The organism is Rhizobium sp. P2_G9, assembly GCF_056403475.1.
Window position 1 is genome coordinate 24,328 of sequence record NZ_JBFUFK010000059.1, and the last position, 14,394, is coordinate 38,721.

Consider the following 14,394-nt stretch of genomic DNA (forward strand, 5'->3'; position numbering starts at 1 on the left):
AAGACGGGGAGTTGAGATGAATATGAATCCAGGTCAGATCACGGAGCCGGCCGAGACGAAACGGGGATTTTCCGCCGCCAAGGCCACGGTCGACGCGGCACTGCGTATCGGCGGCCTGTTTCTTGCGGTCATCGCCGTGGCGCTGGTCTTTATCATCATCAACCCCAATTTCGCCAATCCCAATCTGGCCGTTTCCGTCCTGCGCGCGATGAGTTCCGTGGCGATCATGGCCATCGGCCTGACGCTGGTGATCGTGGTCGGCGAAATCGACCTTTCCTTCGGCGCCATGTATGGCCTGGCGGCCAATACGCTGGCCGTTGTCTGGATCGTGTGGGGCGTGTCGGTCTATCTCGCGATCCCGATCGTCATCATCGTCGCCATCGCCGTCGGCATCTTCAACGGATTGCTGGTGACCAGCATGAAGATCCCATCCTTCATCGTCACGCTCGGCAGCTATAACCTGCTCTATGGCYTGTCGCTCTGGGTCACCAACACGCAGACCTTCAATCCGAACTACCCGCCGCCGGATGTCACCGTGAATCCGGGCGAGCTCAACTTCTTCATCGGCCTCACGCAGAATATCGGTAAATACAGTCTCTCTGTCGAAATCTTCTGGATGCTCGGCATTGCCGTGGTCGTCGGTTTGCTGCTGCATCGCTCGCTGTTCGGCTTCCGTCTGATGGCGATCGGCGGCAATCCGGAAGCCGGCCGGTTGGCGCGGCTGCCGGTGCGGAAATACAAGATTCTCGCCTTCATTCTCTGCTCGGTGCTTGCGGCGATGGCCGGCATTCTCGACTTTTCCTTCATCCAGACCAGCCAGCCGGATATCGGCCTGTCGCAGACCTTCCCGGTCTTCGCGGCGGTGATCATTGGCGGCGCCAGCCTGTCGGGAGGCAAGGGCACGATTGTCGGCACGTTGGGCGGCGCCCTGCTGTTGGCCGAGCTGCAGATCGGCCTGGCGCTGCTGTCGCCCGGACCGCATGTGCAACAACTCTTCCTCGGCGCGGTCACCATCGGCGCCGTGGCGCTCGATCTCTTCCTCACCAAACTGCGGAAGAGCAGGGCGTCATGAGCGGTCAGGGCATCGGCATTCGTGGCGTCAGCAAGCGCTATGGCAGCACGATCGCGCTGAATGGTGTCGATCTCGACATCCTCCCCGGCGAGGTGCTCGGTATTGCCGGCCCTAACGGCGCGGGTAAAAGCACGCTGATCCGCATGATCGCCGGCGAAGAAAGGCCCGACAGCGGCGAGCTGACCTTCGACGGCCAGCCCTGGTCGCCGACATCGGATTGGCAGGCAGTGGCCGTGGTGCATCAGGAGCCGCAGCTTTTCCCCAATCTGACCGTTGCGGAAAACATGCTGGTCGGGTGCGAGGGCACCAGCGGTGCCAGGCCGAAACTAAGCGATGCCGATGCCGCCGTGATGAACGCGCTCGGTATCGGCCATCTCCGGAACCGGCAGCTGTCGGAATGCTCGCTGGCCACGCAGCAGCGTACCGAAATCGCCCGGGCCGTCGCCCGCTCCTCAAAAGTCTTTCTGTTCGACGAGCCGAATTCGGCGCTGACCGCCGATGAATCGAACGAACTGTTCCGAGAAATGCGTCAACTGGCGGCGAGCGGCCATATCGTCCTGCTGGTCACGCATCGGCTCGAAGACCTGGTGGCGCATTGCAAGCGCGTCGCCATCGTCCGCGACGGACGGGTGCGCACGATCCTCGAAGCCGGGGCTCTGACCGAGGATGGCATCGCCCGCCAGATGGTGGTCGATAGCGGCGCCGTGCATGGCTCAGCCGTGCCGAAAGCCATGGCCTCTGCGTCTGCCCAGCCGACCTTCTCCGTCCGCCACTGGACGCATCGCAAAGCTTTTCGCGATATCACGCTCGACGGCAAGGCCGGCGAAATTATCGCCCTGGTCGGCGTGGAAGGTTCCGGTTCGCGCGAACTGATCCGCTCCTTCGCCGGGCTGGAGCGCTGCACGGGCACGATCAGCATCGGCGGCGAAACCGGTGAGCGGGCGGTCGACACGATGACCGCCTATGTTCCGGCGACCCGGCAGCTCAGCCTTTACAGCAACTATTCCGTCGGCGAGAACCTGCTCGTCCGGCTCGGCAAGCCCGAGATCGCCGGTGTCGGACTGATGTTGAAGACCCGGCGGATGAAGGAGATGGCAGAAGATGCCGTCAAGCGCTTCCTGGTGAAGGCGCGGACGACGACACAAGGCATTCGCTCGCTGTCGGGCGGCAACCAGCAGAAAGTGGCGATTGCCCAGGCACTGCATTGCAGCCCGAAATTGCTGCTGCTCGAAGAGCCGACGCGCGGCGTCGACATCCATAGCAAGGCCGAGATCTACCGGCTCCTGCGCGACTATGCCGATGCCGGCCATGTGGTGGTGATCTTCTGCACCGAGATATTGGAGGTCTATGAAGCCGCCGACCGCGTGCATGTCGTCGCCGACGGTCGCCTTTCGCAAGCATTGACGGTGGCGAGCTACGATCAGGTGGAACAACTGGCGACGGATATTACCCGGTTGGAGCAGGAAAGTCGGGAGAGGCTATTGAAAGCGGGATAATCTCAGGCGCCGCTTTTCAGCAATGCCCGAGCAGTCCGTGCTCAATTCACCTTATATTTCTTGATCGTCCCTTCATCGAGCACAAGCCCGAATCCGGCGCCCTGCGGCACGTCGTAATAGCCGTTGTCAAACTTCGAGCGGTTCGCCACCAGCGCATAGAACATCGGGTCCCGATCCGGATGAAACGTTTCCAAATATGTCCCATTCGGAATGCCCGACAGCAGGTGCGCGGAGATTTGCGGCTCCTCGTGATGACCCATTTGGCAGGTAAACGCTTGCGCCAAAGCAGCCACCCGTCGCCACTCCGTCGGGCCGCCGCCCCAGCTGGCGTCGTAGTTGCAGACGTCGATAGCGCCCGACATCATCAGGTCACGGCAGCCGGCGCGGCTGATCTCGCTCTGCCCGGCGGTGATTGGAATGCCCGTCTGATTGCGCGCGGCGGCAAGGTCGAGGCGGTCGTTGTACCAACGCACCGGCTCCTCGAACCAGCGGATGTTGAGGTCCCGGGCATGGCGTGAAAACGCCACCGCGTCCCGCAAAGTCCAGCCCTGGTTGGCGTCGACGCACAGGACGAAATCGTCGCCGACGGCACTGCGGGCGGCGCGAACGCGCTCGGCGTCTTCCTTTGGCGTACGGCCGCCGACCTTGAACTTGCAGCCGGCATAGCCTGCCGCGCGGATCTCCTCCATCTCCCGGCCGAAATCCGCTAATGTCTTGTTTTCTTCATAATATCCGGCAATGCAGATCACCGGAAGCCGGTCGCGATAGCCGCCCCAGAGCTTGTAGAGCGGCACATCAAGCGCCTTGCCGACGGTGTCCCAGACGGCCGAGTCGACGCAGGCCTGGGCGCACATGGCGAGTTTGCGGTCGCGCAGGATATTGTAGCTCGGCCAGCGCGCTTCCTCCCAGCAGCCCTCGATGTTGAAGGCGTCTTTGCCGATCAGGCGCGGGGCGATTTCGTCGAGAATGATCTTGATCACTTCGGCCTGGGTCTCGAACTCGTCGCCGTTATAGACTTCGCCGACAATGCCCTCTTTCGTATAGAGGCGGGTGATGATCGTACAGCGATGCGTCATGTAATAGAAGCTGCCGCGGAAGGTGCGCGGCAACGGCATGCAGAGCGGGATGCATTCGATGCGCTCGATTGTGAGGGGTCCGACCATGAGACGCTCATTCCTGCGAAAAAATGAAACGTTTCCATAATAATGTGGTTCGTCACATTGGGTCAAGCGATAACCGGTCGCATATCCCTTGCTGGCATGATATAAGTTGCGTTAGGATGGAGTTTCGCAATGGTTTCCGGCATGTTGGCCGAGAAAATCCGGTTTGCACGGCAAGGGGATCGGCGTGGCTAAAAGCGTTGAGAAGAAGGCGACGATCCGCGATGTGGCGCGGGTCTCGGGCGTCTCGGTCGGAACCGTTTCACGCAGTCTCAACGCCCCTGATACAGTTAAACCCGATACGCTCGGCAAGGTGCGCGCCGCCATCCAGTCGCTGGGCTTCCAGCCGGATGTGCGGGCGCAGAACATGCGCCGGCGCAGCACGATGACGGTGGGTTTCGTTATCGATGATATCGCCAATCCCTGGCATGCAAGTTGTTTCAAGGCCATCGACGCGGAAATCCGAGAGCGCGGCTTCTCGCTTTACCTGATGAGCACCAATGGCAAGGCGAACGAAGAGGCGGCGGCCATCGATATGCTGCAGCACGGCCGCGCCGATGGCATGATCGTGACGCTCAATAACGAGCAGGACGCGCGCACGATCAAGCGCCTGAAGGAATTGCGCATCCCCTGCGTGCTGCTCGACCGCGACTTGCCGCTCGATATCGACGCGGTGCTCACCGAGCATGCGCCGGGCCTCAGGCAGGCCACCAACTATCTGATCGAACTCGGCCATCGCCGCATCGCGCTGATCACCGCCGGCAGCGACATTCGCCCGGGCCGCGAACGGGTGCGCGGCTTCGTCGAGGCCTTCGAGCGCGCCGGCCTGCCGGTGCCCCGCGACCTGATCCGCTCGCAGAGCCTGTCGGCCGACTATGGTTTTCGCGAGGCGACGACTTTGCTGCAGATGTCGGAGCGGCCGACGGCGATCATTGCCGCCGGCAACCGCATTCTCGTCGGCGTGCTGCGCGCCATGCAGCAGCAGAGCGTGTCGGTGCCCAACGATATCTCGCTGATCGCCTGCGACCGCTCGGACGTGGCACTGCTTTACCCGGGGCCGATCACGCTGATCGACCGGCCCGTGGAGGATATCGGCCGCACGGCGGCGCAGCTCCTGCTGGAACGGTTGAACGGCAAAGGGGATCGGCCGGCGCAGCGCATTTCCTTCCCGACCCATCTGATCCTCGGCGGATCGTGCCTGCCGGTGCGGAAATAGGCAGGTCAGGGCTCCGTCCGGCGATGGCCGCCAGCGAGGAGCCATCCAGCACCGACGCTACAGCGCCAGCGACATCTGCTGCGTGAACAGATCCTGCCGGACATCCAGCAGCACCTCCTCGACCGCGTCGGCAGCGGCGCTGCACAGCCAGGCCATGCAGGAGGCCGGCACGGCGATGGGCACGAGCTTTTCCCGCGGGATCTTGCTGATCGGGTTGAGGCCGGAGGCGCGGATCTTGTCCTGCATGACAGTGTTCGTTGGCGGTATGCCGAGGAAGAAGGTTTTTATGCCGCCTGGCGAAAGTTCGAGCGCCATCATTCGCGTCAGCATCTGCATGCCGGCCTTGGAGGCGCAATAGGCGGCCCAGCCTTCCATCGGTGTCGTCGCGGCACCTGTTCCGGCATTGATGATCCTGCCCTTTGTTGCGCGCAAAAGTGGCAGCGCCGCGGTCGTCATCCTGTGGACGCCAACGACATTCACCTCGAAGGCCGTGCTCAATGCGCTGGCGGGCAAATCGGTCAGCGGCCCAATCGTCGAGATCGTTCCGGCATTGTTGACCAGTACATCCAGCCGGCCCGCCTGCGCCTTGATCTCCTCGATCGCTGCGTCGACATCCTCCTGCCTGGTCACGTCCAGCATCAGCTTTCTCACCCCGACGGGATGGTCCTCGATGCGGTCGGCAATGTGGACGCCGGCAAACACCTTCGCCCCCGCCGTGTCGAGAATACGCACCAGTTCGGCGCCGATTCCACGGCCCGCCCCGGTCACGAGAATGGTCTTTCCAGCGAGATTGGGGACGGGCACGGGGGCGAGATTAAACATTTTGTCAGTTGACCCAGATTTGGAAGTGATGTTAATTGGCCTGACCAATTTTAAGGAGGGTAGCGCGGGGTTTGCGCGTTTGTCAAACGCTTTTGCCCAGCGCTGCGGGAGAGAATGACGGCCAGGACGCACATTGAGGCGGCTCCGATCGCCTGCCAGTATCTCAATGATTTCGAGCACATTCGGCGCGACGGAACCGAGTGCGGCAAACATGTCGTGCGAGGGCTTGCGGCATGAGCGGCGAAACCAGATTTGGCGTCACCCGTCCGACCGAGGACGACATTCGCAAGGGCGACTTCTCCACGCCTTGGGATGCGCCGATGATCCCGCCCTTTCCCTTCCGTTTCCGCAATGCCGAGATCATGACGCTCTATTGGCGCACCGATCCGTCGGCCATGGCCTTTCTGCTGCCGCCGCCGCTCAAGCCGGTCGGCGACATTGCCTGCGTGCATATCTACAAGATGAACGACACCGACTGGCTCGGCCCCTATTCGGAGGCCAATCTCATGTTCGGCGCGGAACTGCCGGGCAAAGCCTCAGGCGCTTACTCGCCCTATCTTGTCCTGTCTTCGGATATCGGTGTCGCCCATGGCCGCGAAATCCATGGCCAGCCGAAGAAGCTCGGCATGCCCTCGGTCGAGATGCGCGGCGACCTGATCGTCGGCCGTGTCGAGCGCAACGGCATCGATGTGCTGACCGGTACGCTGCCCTATAAGCAGAAGCCGGTCGGACCCGAGGCGCTGAACCCCTATTTCGACTTCACCACCAATCTCAATCTCAAGGCTGTCAACCATATCGACGGCCGACCGGCCATCCGCCAGTTGACCTCCCGCTGCCTGGCGGAGGTGACGGTCCATGAGGCATGGGAGGGGCCCTGCACCGTCGAACTCAGGCCCAATGCGCAATTGCCGGTCTACCGGCTGCCGGTGATCGAGCCTTTGCGCGGCTTCTACTGGCGGGCCGACTTCACCCTCGTGGCGGGCGAGATCATCCATGACTATCTGGAGGTCGCGCCATGACTGCCCGGGTCGTCGTGACCGATTACACCTTTCCGATGCTCGAGCAGGAGGAGGCCGCCGCGCGCGCTGCGGGTGCCGAATTCGCCGCCCATCAATGCCGAACGGCCGAAGAGGTGGCGGCAGCCGTCGAAGGCGCCGATGTCGCCCTCGTGCAATTTGCTCCGTTCGGTACCAAGGCGGCGGCAGCCTTGAACCCGGGCGCCACCGTCATCCGCTACGGCGTCGGTTATGACAATATCGACCTTTCCGCAGCCCGCTGTCACAATCTGAAGGTCGGCTATGTGCCGGATTACTGCGCCGACGAAGTCGCGGAGCATACTGTGGCAGCGGCTCTGGCAATGCTGCGCAAACTGGCGGCGCTCGATGCTTCCGTCCGGCGCGGCGAATGGGCGGCCGCCAAGGTCTGCCGGCCGATGAAGCCTTTCGCCGACACAGTGTTCGGTTTCTTCGGACTGGGCCAGATCGGGCGCTCCGTGCTTCGGCGTCTCGGCGGCTTCGGCTTCCGTTTTATCGCCTCCGACCCGGTCCTGCTGGCCGCGGATGCCGAAGCGCTCGGTGTCCGTCAGGTTGACGCCGACGAACTGCTGCGACAGGCCGATATCCTCTGCCTGCATGCTCCGGCTACGCCCGACACCATTGGCTTTTTCAACGCCGAGCGGTTGGCAACCATGCAGCCGCATGCCGTCATCATCAATTCGGCGCGCGGCCAGTTGATCCGCGAGGACGACCTCGCGGACGCACTCGCCCGCGGCACTATCGGCGGTGCCGCGCTCGACGTCTTCGGAGTCGAACCCCTGCCGGCCGACAGTCCGCTCCGCGCGGCGCCGAACCTCATGCTGACGCCGCATGCGRCCTGGTATTCGGACAGTGCCATCCAGCGCCTGCAGTGCCTGGTGGCGGAGGATGTGACGCGTGCGCTCCGGGGCGAAGGCCCGCGCAAGCCGGTGCGCATGTGATGATTTTCAAGGAGGAATACCTGCGTCCGGCTTCGGGCACAGGGCGAAAACCCCGATATGGGATCGTGGTTTCAACTGGGAGGAAGTGACGATGCGAATGACGAAGATTCTGGGCGCAGCAACTGCGCTCCTGCTCTGCACCACCGGCATGGCCTATTCGGCCGCTCTCAAGCTCGAACCGGGCAAGAGCGCCGACATGGTGCTTTTGCCGAAATTCCTCGGCATCCTGGTGTTCGACCAGGCGCATCAGGGCGCGGAGGAAGCTCATAAGGAGCTCGCCAATCCGGGCAAGCTGCTGTTTGAAGGTCCGACGCCCGAAAATTCCGTCGCCGGCCAGATTGAAATGATGACCACCGCCGGCACACAGGGCCAGAAGGCGGTGATGATCTCCGACAATGCCGGTGATCAGATCGTCCCGTCTGCCAAGGCGGCGCATGACAAGGGCACGAAGATCGTCACCTGGGATAGCCCGATCCCCTCCGGCAAGAGCGAGGACGTGTTTGTCGCGCAGGTCGACTTCGGCTCGATCGGCGTGGTCATGGCCGACATGGCCTACTCCATCCTCGGCGGCAAGGGCGAGTTTGCGGTGCTTTCGGCAAGCCCGGATGCCGCCAACCAGAACGCCTGGATCGCGTCGATGAAGGATGTGCTGGCGAAGAATGCGAAATACAAGGATCTCAAGCTCGATGATGTCGTCTATGGCAACGACCAGTCGGAAGTCAGCTATAACCGGGCGTTGGCATTGGTCGACAAATACCCGAACATGAAGCTGATCATGGCGCCCACGACGGTCGGTATCCAGGCCGCGGCCAAGGCGATGCAGGACGAAGGCCTGTGCGACAAGATCAAGGTCTCCGGCCTCGGCCTGCCGTCGGAAATGGTCTCCTACACGATGAAGGGCTGCGCGCCGCAATTCGCGCTGTGGAGCTTCCGCGACCTTGGCTACCTCACCTACTACACCGCCTATGGCCTGGCGACTGGCCAGCTGAAGGGCGATATCGGCGAGACCTTCCACGCAGGACGCATGGGCGACTACAAGATCGAGGGCGATCCGGGCCGTCCCGGCGCCAAACGCATCCTGATGGGACCGTTCACGGTTTACACCAAGGACAATGTCGAAGCGGCCTCGAAGTAAGACGACGCTGTCGCGGCCGGATGTCTGTCCGGCCGCGATACCTCAAGTTACCGGAATCCCGACAAAATGACCCAACCCACGCTGGCGCTCAGGTCCGTCTCCAAGACCTTCGGCATGACGGCCGCGCTGATCGACATGACGCTGGAACTCTATCCCGGCGAGGTGCATGCCATCGTCGGCGAAAACGGTGCCGGCAAGTCGACCATGATCAAGATCATGACCGGCATCTACCAGCCGAGCGCCGGCCAGGTCGAGATAGACGGCAAGCCGGTAACCGTTTCGGGATCGAAGGCCGGCCGGCAGATGGGCGTTGCCGCCATCTACCAGGAACCGATGGTCTTCCCCGACCTCGACGTCACCGAGAACATCTTCATCTCCGCTACCGGCCAAGGCCTGTTTCTCAATCGCAGCGCCATGCGGCGCAAGGCCGAGGCGCTGATTGCCCGCATCGGCATGACGCTCGACGTCGACCGTATTGCTTCAGGTCTGACGCTGGCCGAACAGCAGGCAGTCGAGATTGCCCGGGCGCTCAGCCAAAATGTTCGCGTCCTGATCATGGACGAGCCGACTGCGTCGCTGTCCGCACACGAGGCGAGCGAATTGCGCCGCATCGCCCGCAGCCTTGCAAAAGAAGGCGTTTCCGTTGTCTATATTTCCCATCGGCTCGAAGAGGTGTTCGAACTCGCCGATCGCGTCAGCGTCATCCGCGACGGGCGGCACATTTCGACGCGGCCGATTGCCGAGACCAATTCGAAACTGATGGTGGCCGAGATGGTCGGTCGCGAGGTCGGCAATTATTTCACCAAAATGCCGTCGACTGCGCGCGACGAGGTGCTGCTGTCCGTAAAAGATCTCGGCGTCGCCGGCGTCTTCGACGGCATCAATTTCGAGCTTCGCCGCGGCGAGATCCTCTGCATGGCCGGCCTGATCGGCGCCCGGCGCACAGATGTCGCGCTGGCGCTGTTTGGCGCACTGAAGCTGACGGAAGGCACAGTGCATTACAAGGGCCAACCGCTGAAGATCAGCTCGCCGCGCGATGCCATCAATGCCGGCATCGCCTATGTCTCGGAAGACCGCCGCAAGCTCGGCCTCGCCATGGCGCTGCCGATCCGCTGGAATGTCACGCTGGCGACCCTCGGTCGCTACCTCTCGCCCCTCGGCCTGATCGACACCGGCGCCGAGCGCGAGACGGCCGAGCATTTCCGCAAGCTGCTCAACATCCGCACGCCCGACGTCGAGATGCGGGTCGGCATGCTCTCGGGCGGCAACCAGCAGAAGGTCATGCTGGCAAAATGGCTGAACATGAAACCCGACCTGCTGATCATCGACGAACCGACGCGCGGCATCGACGTCGGCGCCAAGGCGGAGGTGCATGATCTCATCCGCGCCTTCGTCGCCAATGGCGGCGGGGCATTGGTGGTCTCCTCCGATCTGCCGGAAGTACTGGCGCTGGGCGACCGCGTCCTCGTCATGCGCGAGGGCCAGCAGAAGGCGATCCTCGACCACAGGGATGCCGATCAGGAACAGGTCATGGCGCTTGCCACCGGACAGAGGAGTGCGGCCTGATGCAGACCCTGCTCGACCGCATCAGTCCGCAAACCCTGCGCATTCTCGTGCTCATCGGCGTGCTTGTCCTGCTGCTTTTGTTCTTCTCGACGCAGATCGAGAATTATCTCAACGGCCGCCTGTTCAACCGCATCTCGTCGTCTGTGGCGGTCATGGCGATCATCGCCACCGGCCAGACGCTGGTGATCCTGACGCGCAATATTGACCTTTCCGTCGGCTCGGTGGTCGGCTTCGTCGCCTTCGCCACCGGCAGCATGGTAGCCCATTTCCCGGCGATAAACCCGATCGTGTTGTTGCTGTATTCGGCGCTGCTTGGCATCGGCTTCGGCATCATCAACGGTGTCCTGGTCGCCTATGTGCGGGTGCCGTCGATCATCGTCACGCTGGCAACCATGGCGATCTATCGCTCCGCCCTGGTCGAATTCTCCGGCGGCGAATCGGTGACGACGGAGCAATTGCCGCAGTGGCTGACGGATTTCCCCAACACTCAGCTGTTTACCATCGGCGACATGCAGTTCCGTGCCGGTTTCGTCGCGGCAATCGTCGTCGTGCTGATCGCGCATCTGGCGATGACGCAGCTGCGACCCGCCCGTCAGCTTTTCGCCGTCGGCTCCAATCCGGAAGCCGCCGAGATGGCCGGCATCGATTCGCAGCGGGTGGTGTTCACTGCCTTTGTGCTCTCCGGACTGATGGCGGGCCTGACCGGCTTCGTGTTTCTCGCCCGCTTCGGCAACATCACTGTCGTCGCCGGCCTTGGCTTCGAACTCAACTCCATCGCCTCCGCCGTGGTCGGCGGCGTCAATATCTTCGGTGGCTCCGGCACGGTGATCGGTGCTTTCCTCGGCTCGATCCTCGTCGACCTCCTGGAAACCAGCCTGGTGCGCTGGCAGATCGTCTCCGAATTCTGGCAGGAGGCTGTGCTCGGCGCGATGATCCTGCTCTCGGTTACGGTGGACACGATCCTCAACCGCCGGATTTCGGCATTCCGGGCGGCACGTGCCCATCGCATAGCGCTCGAAAGAAGGGCAGGTACGCCATGATCAAGCGGCTCCGGAGCTGGGAAGGTTTTCTGCTTGCAGTGCTTGTCGTCATCATCGTCGTCAGCGCCACCGTCTCGCCGGAATTCCTCTCCGTCTCCAACCAGGTCGACGTCTTCCAGCTGTCGATCGAAAAGGTCATCGTCGCGCTGATGATGACCTTCATCATCATCAATGCCGAGATCGACCTGTCTGTCGGTTCGATGATGGGTCTTTCGGCCTGCGCCTTCGGCTGGCTGTTTCAGCATGGTGTCGATCCGCGCCTGGCGATTGCCATCTGCCTTGTGGTCGGCGTCGTGGGCGGTGCGATCAATGGCTGGTTCATCACCTGGGTCGGGCTGCCGTCGCTGGTGGTGACGCTGGCGACATTGATCGGTTATCGCGGATTGGCCCGCGTCCTCGTCGAAGACCACGGCATCAATGATTTTCCCGGCTGGTTTGACGGTCTCGGACAAAATGGCCTGATCGGTCCTATCCCCTTCGCGCTCATCGCCTTCGTCGTGCTCTTCGTCTTCCTTTATGTCGTCCTCCAACGCACCGGCTTCGGCCGCAAGACCTATGTCATCGGCTCGAACCGCGACGTGGCCGAGTTCGCCGGCATCAATACTAGCCGTCACAAGATGATCCTGTTCATCGGTTCGGGCCTGATTTCCGCCTTTGCCGGCCTGCTCTATGCGGCGCGGGTGGGGGCGGTGCGCGGCGATGTCGCCTTCGGCTTCGAGCTCGACATCATCACCATCGTGCTTCTCGGCGGCGTCTCGATCTTCGGAGGCAAGGGCACCTTGATCGGAACGGGCCTTTCCATCCTGATCGTGCTCAATCTGCGCAATGGCATGGCGCTCGCCAATGTCACCGGCCATATCCAGACCGGCGTGATCGGCATTCTCCTCATTGCATCGGTGATCGCGCCGCGCTTCAAGTTTGGTCGGCATGCGCAGATGAAAGCGGAGACGAGCTCATGAGCCCACCCTTCACCGAAAAAGGTTTCGAGATCCCGATCGTGCGCGAATCCGTGGCGGAAATCGTCGTCCGTCGCATCCTCGACATGGTCAAGGCGGGTGTGCTGAAGCCCGGGGATGCGCTGCCGCCGGAGCGTGATCTTGCGGTCTCGCTCAATGTGTCGCGGCCCTCGGTGCGCGAAGCCATGCGTGGGCTCACGGTGCTGGGCGTCGTCAGGACGCGTCAGGGCGGCGGCGCCTTCATCAGCGACCTCAGCCCCAACACGCTGCTCGGACCGATCCAGTTCTACCTGCAGCTCGAACAGACCAATGTCAGCGAACTCTATGACGTGCGCAGCCTGATCGAATCCGACGTGGCGCGCCGCGCCGCGCTAAATATGGACGAGGCTTCGCTTATGGCGCTGGAAGCCAGCCTGAAGCGCCAGCAGGACACGGTCAACGATCCGCTCGCCTTCCGCAACGCCGATTTCGAATTCCACGAACTGATCTGGGTCGGTTGCGGCAATGCCGTGCTCAAGCGCATCGGCGAAAGCCTCAACGTGCTCGGTCTCGAATTCCGCAAGCGGGCATCGGAGACTCCGGGCGTGCTGCAGCAGTCGCTGCGCGATCACCATGCCTTGTTCGAGGCATTGAAGGCGCGCGACCCCGAGGCGGCAGCGCGCGCCGCCGATACACATATGCGCAACGTCTACCAATCGACGATCAAACAGGGCAACAAGGCGGAGGAAAGCTGATGGCTGCGCGGATCGGCCTCGTCGGCGTCGGCTGGTGGGCGACCATCAACCATGTGCCTGTCATCAGGAACAAGACGCATGCCGAGATCGTCGGCCTTTGCGATCTGGATCGCGGCCGCGTCGACACGGTGGGCGACCAGTTCGGCATTGCCGGACGCTATACCGTTCTCTCGGCCATGCTGGCGACTGAGAAGCTGGACGGCCTGATCGTCTCGACGCCGCATGTTGCCCATACCGAGCCGACGATCGCCGGCCTTGCCGCCGGTGCTCATGTGCTGGTCGAAAAGCCGATGGCGACACGCGCCGAAGACGCCTGGGCGATCGCCGCCGCGGCTCAGAAATATGGCCGGCAGGTCATGGTGCCGACGGCCATGAGCTTCACTCCTTTCACCGAGCGCGCCGCCGCCGCGGTGCGCGAGGGGCGGATCGGCACCGTGCGGCATGTCGTCTGCCAGATGGGCTCGGCGCTGGAGGACCTGTTTGCCGGCGCGCCGATGCTGGAGACCAAGGACCATACCTTCCGCCCACCGGCCTCCACCTGGGCCGACCCGGCGCGTGCCGGCGGCTATGGCTGGGGCCAGCTGTCGCATGCACTGGGCTGGCTGGTGCATGTCGCCGATATCAGATTCAACAGCATCTACTGCCTGGACGGCAAATCGCCGAGCGGCGTCGACTATTATGACGCTGCTGTTGGCCGTACCAGCAATGGCGCGACGGTTTCGCTCTCCGGCGCATCGACCGTGCCAAAGCAGCGCGGCCTGCATTTCGATATCCGCATCTACGGCTCCGAAGGCATGATCTTCTTCGCCAGTGAGAGCGGCAAGGGCCGGCTCGACATCAGCCGTCTCGACGGCCAGGAGGAGAGCGTGCCGTTCGCTGCTGGCGATGCGGATTACAATGGCGCTCTGCCGGTCCTGCGCTTTGTCGAGCTTTGCGCCGGCAGGCCGGTCATCAATCCGGCTGATGCAATGGTCGGTGCGCGGGTGACGGAGGCGCTGGACGCCATGTACCGCTCTGCCAAGTCCGGTCGGGAGGAAGGCATCGGAGCGTGAGATGCGATTGTGGCTTAGAAAACCCTCTCTGGTCTGCCGGCCATCTCCCCCACAAGATTCCATGAGGGTGGATAGCGCCACGGCTTGTATCAAAGTCGTGTTTGCAATCCCAACTTTGGAGGGCCTCATGGATATGATCGCAGAGAACCCCGATCGCGCGGGCGCTATCC

13 protein-coding genes are annotated in these 14,394 nt (G+C 62.7%); 11 read left to right on the plus strand and 2 right to left on the minus strand.

Translation table 11 applies throughout. From position 1 onward, the window contains the following. Window positions 1-16 precede the first annotated feature (16 nt). Window positions 17-1,072, plus strand: coding sequence for an ABC transporter permease (locus AC1DYF_RS34735; RefSeq protein ID WP_477882710.1), 1,056 nt, complete (start codon window positions 17-19; stop codon window positions 1,070-1,072). Beyond that, on the plus strand, window positions 1,069-2,568 hold the full coding sequence (locus AC1DYF_RS34740) for an ATP-binding cassette domain-containing protein (protein WP_477882711.1): 1,500 nt from the start codon (window positions 1,069-1,071) through the stop codon (window positions 2,566-2,568). The genes AC1DYF_RS34735 and AC1DYF_RS34740 overlap by 4 nt, the downstream gene beginning before the upstream one ends. 41 nt (window positions 2,569-2,609) lie before the next feature. Here AC1DYF_RS34740 and AC1DYF_RS34745 read toward each other — a convergent pair whose 3' ends face one another. Next, the gene (locus AC1DYF_RS34745) at window positions 2,610-3,731 is read right to left on the minus strand and encodes a mandelate racemase/muconate lactonizing enzyme family protein (RefSeq protein ID WP_477882713.1); all 1,122 of its coding nucleotides are present in this window, start codon (window positions 3,729-3,731) and stop codon (window positions 2,610-2,612) included. Between the two features lie 184 nt (window positions 3,732-3,915). On the opposite strand from AC1DYF_RS34745, the gene AC1DYF_RS34750 reads away from it, so the two are divergent. Further along, the gene (locus tag AC1DYF_RS34750) at window positions 3,916-4,944 is read left to right on the plus strand and encodes a LacI family DNA-binding transcriptional regulator (RefSeq protein ID WP_477882714.1); all 1,029 of its coding nucleotides are present in this window, start codon (window positions 3,916-3,918) and stop codon (window positions 4,942-4,944) included. A 57-nt stretch (window positions 4,945-5,001) separates the two neighbouring features. Here AC1DYF_RS34750 and AC1DYF_RS34755 read toward each other — a convergent pair whose 3' ends face one another. Next, on the minus strand, window positions 5,002-5,766 hold the full coding sequence (locus AC1DYF_RS34755; protein WP_477882715.1) for an SDR family NAD(P)-dependent oxidoreductase: 765 nt from the start codon (window positions 5,764-5,766) through the stop codon (window positions 5,002-5,004). Between the two features lie 233 nt (window positions 5,767-5,999). On the opposite strand from AC1DYF_RS34755, the gene AC1DYF_RS34760 reads away from it, so the two are divergent. The 8 genes from AC1DYF_RS34760 to AC1DYF_RS34795 all read left to right on the plus strand — a co-directional run bounded on the left by AC1DYF_RS34760 (window position 6,000) and on the right by AC1DYF_RS34795 (window position 14,224). Then, entirely contained in the window at window positions 6,000-6,785 is a 786-nt protein-coding gene (locus AC1DYF_RS34760) for an acetoacetate decarboxylase family protein (RefSeq protein WP_477882716.1), read from the plus strand. Beyond that, on the plus strand, window positions 6,782-7,741 hold the full coding sequence (locus AC1DYF_RS34765; protein WP_477882718.1) for a C-terminal binding protein: 960 nt from the start codon (window positions 6,782-6,784) through the stop codon (window positions 7,739-7,741). Before AC1DYF_RS34760 ends, AC1DYF_RS34765 begins: the two co-directional genes overlap by 4 nt. A gap of 97 nt (window positions 7,742-7,838) precedes the next feature. Next, a complete protein-coding gene (locus tag AC1DYF_RS34770) occupies window positions 7,839-8,876 on the plus strand; it encodes a rhamnose ABC transporter substrate-binding protein (protein WP_477882719.1) in 1,038 nt (345 codons plus the stop codon). A gap of 66 nt (window positions 8,877-8,942) precedes the next feature. After that, window positions 8,943-10,442: a sugar ABC transporter ATP-binding protein gene (locus tag AC1DYF_RS34775; protein WP_477882720.1), complete on the plus strand. Its 1,500-nt coding sequence runs from the start codon at window positions 8,943-8,945 to the stop codon at window positions 10,440-10,442. Then, entirely contained in the window at window positions 10,442-11,482 is a 1,041-nt protein-coding gene (locus AC1DYF_RS34780) for an ABC transporter permease (RefSeq protein WP_477882721.1), read from the plus strand. The genes AC1DYF_RS34775 and AC1DYF_RS34780 overlap by 1 nt, the downstream gene beginning before the upstream one ends. Continuing rightward, window positions 11,479-12,441 carry an ABC transporter permease gene (locus AC1DYF_RS34785; RefSeq protein WP_477882722.1) on the plus strand — a complete coding sequence of 321 codons (963 nt, stop codon included), beginning with the start codon at window positions 11,479-11,481 and terminating at the stop codon, window positions 12,439-12,441. The genes AC1DYF_RS34780 and AC1DYF_RS34785 overlap by 4 nt, the downstream gene beginning before the upstream one ends. Continuing rightward, window positions 12,438-13,172 (plus strand): FadR/GntR family transcriptional regulator, encoded by a 735-nt coding sequence (locus tag AC1DYF_RS34790; RefSeq protein ID WP_477882723.1) that lies wholly within the window; start codon window positions 12,438-12,440, stop codon window positions 13,170-13,172. The genes AC1DYF_RS34785 and AC1DYF_RS34790 overlap by 4 nt, the downstream gene beginning before the upstream one ends. Then, entirely contained in the window at window positions 13,172-14,224 is a 1,053-nt protein-coding gene (locus AC1DYF_RS34795) for a Gfo/Idh/MocA family protein (protein ID WP_477882724.1), read from the plus strand. Before AC1DYF_RS34790 ends, AC1DYF_RS34795 begins: the two co-directional genes overlap by 1 nt. Window positions 14,225-14,394: the final 170 nt, after the last annotated feature.

Bases quoted from the DNA above. Each gene is read 5' to 3' on its own strand.
- AC1DYF_RS34755 (WP_477882715.1), bottom strand. From the start codon at position 5,766: ATGTTTAATCTCGCCCCCGTGCCCGTCCCCAATCTCGCTGGAAAGACC.
- AC1DYF_RS34770 (WP_477882719.1), top strand. From the start codon at position 7,839: ATGACGAAGATTCTGGGCGCAGCAACTGCGCTCCTGCTCTGCACCACC.
- AC1DYF_RS34740 (WP_477882711.1), top strand. From the start codon at position 1,069: ATGAGCGGTCAGGGCATCGGCATTCGTGGCGTCAGCAAGCGCTATGGC.
- AC1DYF_RS34760 (WP_477882716.1), top strand. From the start codon at position 6,000: ATGAGCGGCGAAACCAGATTTGGCGTCACCCGTCCGACCGAGGACGAC.
- AC1DYF_RS34775 (WP_477882720.1), top strand. From the start codon at position 8,943: ATGACCCAACCCACGCTGGCGCTCAGGTCCGTCTCCAAGACCTTCGGC.
- AC1DYF_RS34745 (WP_477882713.1), bottom strand. From the start codon at position 3,731: ATGGTCGGACCCCTCACAATCGAGCGCATCGAATGCATCCCGCTCTGC.
- AC1DYF_RS34785 (WP_477882722.1), top strand. From the start codon at position 11,479: ATGATCAAGCGGCTCCGGAGCTGGGAAGGTTTTCTGCTTGCAGTGCTT.
- AC1DYF_RS34795 (WP_477882724.1), top strand. From the start codon at position 13,172: ATGGCTGCGCGGATCGGCCTCGTCGGCGTCGGCTGGTGGGCGACCATC.
- AC1DYF_RS34780 (WP_477882721.1), top strand. From the start codon at position 10,442: ATGCAGACCCTGCTCGACCGCATCAGTCCGCAAACCCTGCGCATTCTC.
- AC1DYF_RS34790 (WP_477882723.1), top strand. From the start codon at position 12,438: ATGAGCCCACCCTTCACCGAAAAAGGTTTCGAGATCCCGATCGTGCGC.